We start from the raw sequence: 8,093 nt of genomic DNA, 5'->3' as shown, positions 1-8,093 counted from the left end.
GTGAGTGCACCACCATGCCGTTGCCGATGTACATGGCGACGTGGCTCCGGTCGGACTTGTAGATCACCAGGTCACCGGGCTGGGCGTTGTGCCAGTCCGTGCCGACGTTGGCGCCGACCGTGGCCTGCTCCTGCGAGGTGCGCGGCAGCGAGACGCCGGCCTTCGCGTAGGCCCACACCATCAGGCCCGAGCAGTCGAAGGTGTTCGGGCCGGTCGCGCCCGAGACGTAGTCCGAGCCCTGCTTGTCGAGTGCGGCGTTCACCGCGACCATGGCCGCGCCGGTGGTCTGCGGCAGGGTGGTCGGGTCGACTCGGGAGGCACCGCGCGAGGCCGAACCGTCGGTGCCCCGCACGATCGCGGTCCGGTCGGCGGCGGACAGGGTGTTCAGCAGCTGCTGCGCCTCCTGGAGCTTGGACTGCGCCGTGCCCTTCGCGTCGTTGAGCGCCCGGGTCTGGCCGTCCAGCTCGGCGAGGACGGTCGCGGCCTCCTGCTTCTGCTGGTTCAGCCGGAGCTGCTGGGCCTCCAACGCCTTCAGGGTTGCGGTCTGGGTGCTGGCCGCCTGGTCGAAGGACGAGGCCTGGTCCAGGTACCTGTCCGGGTCGGACGAGAGCATCAGGCGTACGGACGGGTCGATGCCGCCCTGGCGGTACTGGTCGGCGGCCACCGCGGCCAGCCCGGAGGCCAGCTCGGTCAACTGCTCCTGGCCGCGGGCCAGCTGGTCCTGCAGCTGGTCGGCCTGCTTGCGCAGCTGGTCGGCCTTCTCCTTGGCGCCGTTGTACTTTTCGGTGGCCTGCTCCTGCTCCTCCAGCAGCTTGTCGACCTGCGCCTTGACCTCGTTCTTGTTCGGCTGGGCCGGCGCAGCGTGCGCGCTGACCTGCGCCGTCAGCGCCACCGCGGTGGCAGCGGCACCGGTCAGGACGTAGGCGCGGGCGCGGCTCGCTTGTTTCGGGCGTCGATGGGAAGCCATGGGCTCCTGCTTTCTGCTCCGGTCGGATGCTTCTGCTTGCGTGATCATCCGACAATGAGTTTGAGGCCAGACCGTAATCAGATCAGGGCCTCCGCGTCCACTTGCGCAGGTCCGTGAACCGGTTCGGCCGGAGCCGACATTGACTACCCTTCAGTAGGAAAAGCCCTGTCGGCGTGGCTCGCTAGCGTGTTCGCATGACCGACGCCCTTCGTGATCTGCGCCAGCTCCGGCCCCACGCCGACCTGTCCGCGGTCGCCGCACTGCTGCCCGCCGGACACCTGGTGAAGCCGGACGACAACGACGAGGACGCCGCCCCGGTGCTCTGGATGAGCGACGGACCGGCGCCCCTCGGGCTGTGGGAGAAACTGCACCGCGAGCATCCCGGCAGCGGACTGTGGCCGCTGCTGCTCGCCCCGCTCTCCACCGCCGACGCCGACTTCCGCCCCTGGGGCACCGGCGAACTCCAGCCGCGCAGCGCCGGCGAACCCGACCTGTACGATCCCGCCGCACTGCTGCGCACCGGATGGGAGTACTCCACCACGCTCTACGGCGATCCCGACAGCGACGACGAGATCGACCCGGAGGAGAGCGCCGAACTCGCCGAGAGCATCGCCCCGTTCACCGACGGCTGGCCCGGAACGGCACCCGCCGCCGAACAGCCCGGCGACCCCGATCGGGCCGCCCGCGCGCTGGCCCGCGAACTGCTCGCCGACAACGCCCAATTGCGGATAGGCCTGGTCCCCGCCGCCACCGGCGCCGAGGCGCTGACCGCCTGCGGCTGGACCGGGCCCGTCAACCACGAGGACGACATCGCCAAGGTCTCCGCCGTCCTGCTCGACTGGGAGCGCCGCTACGGCACCCGGCTGGTCCAGGTCGGCTTCGCGGAACTGGAGTTGAGCGTCGGCGCGCCGCCCGAAGGCGACGACCTGGCGCTCCGGATCGCCGCCGAGCACCTCGCGTTCTGCCCCGACAACATCTTCCAGGGCGTCGGTGCGATCGTCGACTACGCGCCCGGCCTGGTCAACGCCGAGCAGTGGTCCTTCTGGTGGGACTGACCGGGTCGCGGTCGTCCGATGGGGCCGATCGCCCGAGATGAAGTGACGGAACGTCAACTCCGGTCGAATCAGATCCACCTGTGCGGGCGGAGAATCGCCCACCGACTCACCCCGCAGGGTGGTTTGGGGCCCTGACCAGCGGATTTGGTCAGGAGCCACCTCTAGGCTTCGGGACATCCGGAACGGCCGAAGCCGAACGGCCATCGGCGGCCGTTGGGCCACCGGAGCGAAAGGGGGTACGGACCCATGACGCACACCGCACGAGCGGAAGCGGACTCCATGCTGCGCCGCACCCTCGGCGAGCGGCGCATCGCCCTGGTCGCCTGGCGGCTGCTCGTCCTGCAGAACGCGCACCCCGCCGTCGGGGCCGGAGTCGACCAACTGTCCACCTACCGAAGCCACCCCTGGCGGCGGATCGAACACACCATGGAAAGCGGCAGGCGGCTGTTCTTCTCCGACCAGGAGGCGCTGAGCCGCGAGATCGCGCGCCTGGAACGCAGCCACCGCCGGATCGTCGGGGTCGACAGCAGAGGTCGCCCCTACACGGCCCTCGACCCCGCCGTCCGGGTCTGGGTGCTGGTCACCCTGTACGAGGCCATGACGGCACTGCGGGCCCTCTCCGGCCACCCGTTGAGCCCGGCCGAACTGGAACAGCTCTACCGGGAGTTCAGGGAGGTCTGCACCGCCTTCCGGCTCCCCGACGAGCTGTTCCCGCCTACCGCCGCCGACGTGCCCGGCTACCTCCGCGACACCATCCGGGAGACCCTCGAACTCACCGAAGCCGCCCAGGACATGCTGTACACCGTCCTCACCCGCGCCCCCGCCCCACGCCGCCTCGGTCGGCTCCGACCCGCCTGGCCGGTGCTGCGCCGACTCGTCGCCCGCTTCCTCACCACGCTCACCCTGGCCGACCTGCCCGCCGAGTTCCGTGCCAAGTGCGGCCTGCCACGCAGCCGCAGCGCCGCCGCACTCTCCTGGACGGTCCACCGCGGCGCCCGCCTGATCGCCGAGCGGCTGCCCGACCGGCTGCGCTACCGCACCGCGCCCAGCGGTGAGCAGTCCAGGCCGACCACCGCCGAACCACCCAGGCCGCCGCGCACACCACGGCGGGACGACCGACCGGCCCGGATCGCCTCCTTCTACCGCCAGGTGATGGACCAGACCGGCGACGGCCGCCTCACCGCAGCGGACTTCCAGGCCATGGCGCACAACGTCTGCTGGCCGCTGGAGCGCGACGAGGAGACCGAGGCCACCGTCTACAGCGCCTTCGACACCTGGTGGCGGCACCTGCTGTCCACCATGGACGCCAATGGCGACGGGGAGATCTCCTGCGAGGAGTTCGTCACCGCGATGCTGGCCGGGATCGACCGCGACCCCGACTACCTGGAGCAGGGCCTGCACGTCGCGGTCCGCGCCATGTTCCACGCCGCCGATGTCGACCACAGCGGCCGGCTGTGCGCCGACGAGTACCGCGCCCTGTTCGGAGGCTCCCGCGTCCACCCGGCGGAACTCACCCACGGGTTCCGCCAACTGGACGCCGACGGGGACGGGCAGATCACCGAGGAGGAGTTCGTCCGGGGCTTCACCGAGTTCTTCACCGCCCGCACCGTCGGCGTGGCCGGCGCCCAACTCCTCGGGCGACCATGACCGCCGCCCGGCGCTCGGACGTTCGGCGCGCGGACGTCCGGGGCGGCCCACGGAGAGTGAAGGACAGGAGGTCGGTCACAGGAGGCTGAGCATGGGCATCAGGAGAAGCGGCACGGGCCGCCCCCGAGGAGGGGCGGCCACGGGGAACGCGTGGGTGAGGCGGTCAGAGTGCAGTGGTGGGACGGGTGCGCAGCAGGGCGCGCCCGGGGAGGGCGGTTGCGGCCAGGCAGAGCAGGGTGGCCGCGCCGCCCAGCAGAAGGGCGGAGGTGAGCGGGACGTGTGGGGCGGCGGAAGTGAGCGCGCGGGTGATCGGAGTGAGCGTCGTCCAGGCGATCGCGGCACCCGTCACCAGGCCGATCGCGGCGATCAGCAGCGCGTCCCAGCGCAGCATCGAACGGACCTGACGGCGAGTGGAGCCGGCCAGCCGCAGCAGGGCGATCTCGCGGCGGCGGTCCAGCACCGTCATCACCAGGGTGTTGGCGGCGGTCAGCGCCGCGAACCCGGCCAGCACGCCCGCCATCACCTTGTTCGCCCAGCCGTTCAGCTCGCGATCCTGATCGGCCTGTGCCGCGTAGTCCTGACGGCCTGTCACCGACAGGCCCGCCGGGGCGAGCCCGGACAGGGCCTTCGCGACAGCGGTGCCGTCCGTGCCCGGGGTCTGGGCGACCAGCAGGCGGGTCGAGTACGGCGAATCGGTGTGCGCGGCGACCGCCGCCTTCGGCAGCAGGGCCTGTCCGAAACCGAGTCCACGGCGGTAGGTCGCGACCACCGTCGGCTCGACGCGGGTGCCGTCGCCGAGCCAGAGCGCGGCCCGCTGACCGACCTTCACGTGCAGGCTCTCGGCCAGCAGGTCGTCCAGCGCGATCGTGTCGACGGCACGGGCCAGGTCGGCCGGCGAACCCGATGTCACGCCCAGATCCAGGACCTTCGCCAGTGCGGCCGGATCGCCGTCCACCGCCTGGGCGTTGGCGGTTCCGAGCGCGCCGGACGACGAGTACACCAGGCCGGTGGGCAGCAGACCGATCGCGGCCTCCGCCCCCGGCAGCCCGGTGGCGCGCCCCACGATGTCGGCGGGCAGTCCGGTGGCGACTTCGGCGGTGACCACCCGGTCCGCCTTCAGTCCCTCGCGGACCTGCACGGAGGCGGCGTGATCGAGGCTGGACTGCAGGAACAGCAGCGTCCCGCAGAAGGCCGTCACCATCACGATCGGAACGGCCGCCGAAGCCAGCCGACGGGAGGAGGCACGGGCGTTGTCGGCGGCCAGCGAGGCCGAGGCTCCGGCGGCGCGCAGCAGCACACCCACCAGACCGACCGCACCGCGTACCAGCCACGGGCCGAGCAGTCCGACCGCGACCAGGAAGCACAGCACCACGCCCAGGGCCAGGTTCGCGGCCGTGGCGCCCGCCACGTTGGCTGCGGCCACCGCCAGTGCGACCGCGCCGGCGGTGAACAGCGCACCGATCACCGCCCGCACCGCGCCCGGCGTACCGGGCCCGGTCTCGGCCTCGCCGAGTGCCTGGGTCGGCCGCAACCGGGAGCTGTGCCGGGCCGCGATCAGACCGGCCGCCAATGCCGTCGCCGTGCAGGCGGCGACCGAGACGAGCAGCGGCAGCGGGCCGGTGTCGAGCGACACCCCGGCGGGCACCGCACCGCGGGTGACCAGCTCGCCGAACCACCAGCGGGCCAGCGCCAGCCCGGGCAGCACGCCGATCGCGGCGGCGACCGGGGCGATCAGCACGGCCTCCGCGGCGATCGAGCGGCTGACCTGACGGGGAGTCGCCCCGATGGTCCGCAGCAGCGCGAACTCGCGTGCCCGCTGGCCGGTGGCCAACGCAATGGTGCCGGCCAGCACGAACACGGCGACTGTGGCGGCCGTCCCGCCGAAGGACCCGCCGATCCCGGTCAGGACGTCCTTCGCCTCAAGCAGCGCCGGCTGCTCCACCGTGCCGCGCTGCTGACCGGTCGTCACCTGCACCTGTTCGGCCTGCACCTGTCCGGCAGGCACCTGCTCAGCCGGCGCCTTTTCGTCCAGCGCGCGGCGGAGGGCGTCGGCCAACGCGGCCGGGGAGATGCCCGGCGCGGGGCGGACGGCCAGCACGTCGATTCGGCCCGGGTGGCCGGAGATACGGTCGGCCGTGCCGTCCGAGAACCAGGCGGTGGCGCGGCCGGGCTGTGCGTCGGCGAGGCCGGAGATCCGGTAGGAGGCGGTGCCGACGGGGGTGTCGACGGTGAGGTTCGAGCCGGGGGCGAGGTGGGCGGCGCGGGCGCTGGCGGTGTCCAGTACCAGCTCGCCGTCGGTCGGGGCGCGCCCCTCGGTGAGCCGCTCGCCCGGGGCGATGCCCAGTGCGGCCCAGCCACGTCCGGTGAGCCCGGCGAGCCCGGGCAGGCCGGACCGTTCGACGGACACCGGGAACGCCGAGTCCGGCCGGGCCTGCTCGACTCCCGGTACGGCGGCCACGACAGCCGTCAACGAGGCGTCCAGCCGGGCCCGTTCGGGGAGCGTCTGAGTGATGGTGTCGGGCCGCTTGCCGTGAACGACCGTCATCTTCACCTGCTGGTCGGCGGCGATCACGATCGGCGCATCCGCGTACCGGTCGGGCCTGACGGTCGCGGTGAGCCCGGTCTGCAACAGCACGCCGCACGCCGTCACGACGGCCGAGGCGAACAGCAGCGCCAGGAAGGTGCCCGCGAAGGATGCGGGCCGGAAGCGCACGGCGGCGCGGGCCAGTCCGTTGGTCATGCGGTCGACTCCGGGAAACAGGAACGGGCGGGAAGGACGGCAGCGGCCGACCAGAAGGGTGCGGCGGCGCGGGTCGGATCGACGGTCATGCGGTCAACCCCGCGGGTGCGAGGGCGAGGCGGCGTCCTGGGCTGGAGCGCCGCCGGGCCGGGCGGCGAGGGTGAGCATGCGATCGGAGACGGTGCGCGGTTCGGGATGGTGGAGTTCGCCCGCCAGGAGGCCGCCGGCCAGGAAGACCGCGCGGTCGGCGAAGGACGCGGCCACCGGATCGTGGGTGACCATCACCACCGTCGCGCCCAGGCCGTCCACCGCGTTGCGCAACAGGCCGAGGACTTCGTGCGCGCTGCGGGTGTCGAGCGCACCGGTGGGCTCGTCGGCGAAGACCACATCGGGCCGGGTGATCAGCGCTCGGGCCAGCGCGACCCGCTGCTGCTGACCGCCGGAGAGCTGGCCGGGGCGACGCGAGGCGTGTTCGCCCAGGCCGACCCTGGCGAGCAGCTCGTGCGCACGGGCCTTGTCCGGCCGGCCGCCGGCCAGGCGCTGCGGGAGCAGCACGTTCTGAAGGACCGTCAGCGAAGGCAGCAGGTTGAACGCCTGGAAAACGAAGCCGATCCGGCTGCGTCGCAGCTTGGTCAGCGACTCCTCCCCGAGCGAGCTGATCGGCTGCCCGGCCAGCAGCACTTGCCCCGCGTCGGGCCGGTCGAGTCCGGCGGCGCACTGCAGGAACGTGCTCTTGCCGGAGCCGGACGGCCCCATCACGGCCGTGAAGCTGCCCGCGGCGAGCGCCAGGTCGATCCCGCCGAGGGCGTGCACCACACCCGCGCCGCGACCGTAGCTCCGCCGCACCCCGCGCAGCTCGACCGCGGGCACTCCGGTGGTGGGCACTCCAGCGGTGGGCTGCCGCCCGTCCAGGGGCAGCGGGGCTCCGGACAGCCGGGGCGCGGGCACCCCGGACGGGGACGGCCCGGACAGGGGTGGCCCGGAGGTGGGTGCGGTGGAGTTCGGCCAGGGCGACCCGGGTGCGGCGGCAGCGTCGGAGGCGGCGGACTGGGCGGGCCGGCCGGGCTGGTTGCGGCGCAGGCGGGGCGACATGGTGAAGCCTTCCTCGGAGGTGACGCCCCGGTGGTCGTCTCTCCCGGGGCATCGCCAACGCTAGGAAAACCGCAGGTCACTCGCCATGAAGGGGGCTGGAGGGTTCAAGGTGGGGATATCCCCACCTTCATCCGGCAGCCAACCCCCGGAGGGCTCCCGGAGTCTGAGACAGGATCAGGATCCGGGAAGCGTGTCGCAGGATCAGACCGGTTTGCTCGCGTGCACCGGGATCTGGTTGGTGACCGCCAGCACCTCGCCCCGGGGCTGCACGCCGGTGGCGCGTCGGAGTTCGGCCACCTTCGGGTCGGACACCGACACCGTGAGGGTGTACGGCGCCGGGCCGGTGACGGTGTTGCGGCCGTCGGTGCGCAGCATCAGTCCGGACGCGAGGGCCTGCGGGTCCACGCCGGGGCAGAGTGCCGCCACCGGCAGTACGGCGTGCGCGGTCGCACCGTGGGCGGAGATCAGCCACCCCTGGCCGTCGGAGGTGTGCGGTGCGCCCTCGACGCTCGCGGGCAGTCCGTACGCGGCGGCCACCAGGCCGTCCGGTCCCTCGATCTCCACCGCCACACCGTCCGTGCCGAGCGGTGCG

At 72.9% G+C, this 8,093-nt stretch carries 5 protein-coding genes and 1 pseudogene; 2 read left to right on the top strand and 4 right to left on the bottom strand.

The window, feature by feature from the left end; translation table 11 throughout:
* On the bottom strand, window positions 1-967 hold a 967-nt coding region (locus IEZ12_RS18560), incomplete at its 3' end, for a C40 family peptidase (protein ID WP_189272991.1).
* Window positions 968-1,161: 194 nt separating this feature from the next.
* Between IEZ12_RS18560 and IEZ12_RS18555 the strand changes: the two genes are divergently transcribed.
* Window positions 1,162-2,022 (top strand): DUF4253 domain-containing protein, encoded by an 861-nt coding sequence (locus tag IEZ12_RS18555; RefSeq protein ID WP_189272990.1) that lies wholly within the window; start codon window positions 1,162-1,164, stop codon window positions 2,020-2,022.
* Window positions 2,023-2,268: 246 nt separating this feature from the next.
* Window positions 2,269-3,669 carry an oxygenase MpaB family protein gene (locus tag IEZ12_RS18550; RefSeq protein ID WP_189272989.1) on the top strand — a complete coding sequence of 467 codons (1,401 nt, stop codon included), beginning with the start codon at window positions 2,269-2,271 and terminating at the stop codon, window positions 3,667-3,669.
* A 163-nt stretch (window positions 3,670-3,832) separates the two neighbouring features.
* Here IEZ12_RS18550 and IEZ12_RS18545 read toward each other — a convergent pair whose 3' ends face one another.
* The 3 genes and pseudogenes from IEZ12_RS18545 to IEZ12_RS18535 form a co-directional block, all read right to left on the bottom strand.
* Window positions 3,833-6,409, bottom strand: a complete 2,577-nt coding sequence (locus IEZ12_RS18545; protein WP_189272988.1) for an FtsX-like permease family protein — start codon at window positions 6,407-6,409, stop codon at window positions 3,833-3,835.
* Window positions 6,410-6,502: 93 nt separating this feature from the next.
* Window positions 6,503-7,501: an ABC transporter ATP-binding protein gene (locus IEZ12_RS18540; protein WP_229847665.1), complete on the bottom strand. Its 999-nt coding sequence runs from the start codon at window positions 7,499-7,501 to the stop codon at window positions 6,503-6,505.
* A gap of 201 nt (window positions 7,502-7,702) precedes the next feature.
* A pseudogene (locus IEZ12_RS18535) lies at window positions 7,703-8,093 on the bottom strand (hypothetical protein); the annotation flags it as partial.

Origin of the sequence: Kitasatospora griseola (genome assembly GCF_014648555.1) — a bacterium.
Lineage (GTDB): Bacteria > Actinomycetota > Actinomycetes > Streptomycetales > Streptomycetaceae > Kitasatospora > Kitasatospora griseola.
This window is presented reverse-complemented; position numbering and strand designations above follow the sequence as displayed.

What these genes read in the sequence shown, in the direction of transcription:
- IEZ12_RS18555 (WP_189272990.1), top strand. Translation starts at nt 1,162, where the DNA reads ATGACCGACGCCCTTCGTGATCTGCGCCAGCTCCGGCCCCACGCCGAC.
- IEZ12_RS18550 (WP_189272989.1), top strand. Translation starts at nt 2,269, where the DNA reads ATGACGCACACCGCACGAGCGGAAGCGGACTCCATGCTGCGCCGCACC.
- IEZ12_RS18545 (WP_189272988.1), bottom strand. Translation starts at nt 6,409, where the DNA reads ATGACCAACGGACTGGCCCGCGCCGCCGTGCGCTTCCGGCCCGCATCC.
- IEZ12_RS18540 (WP_229847665.1), bottom strand. Translation starts at nt 7,501, where the DNA reads ATGTCGCCCCGCCTGCGCCGCAACCAGCCCGGCCGGCCCGCCCAGTCC.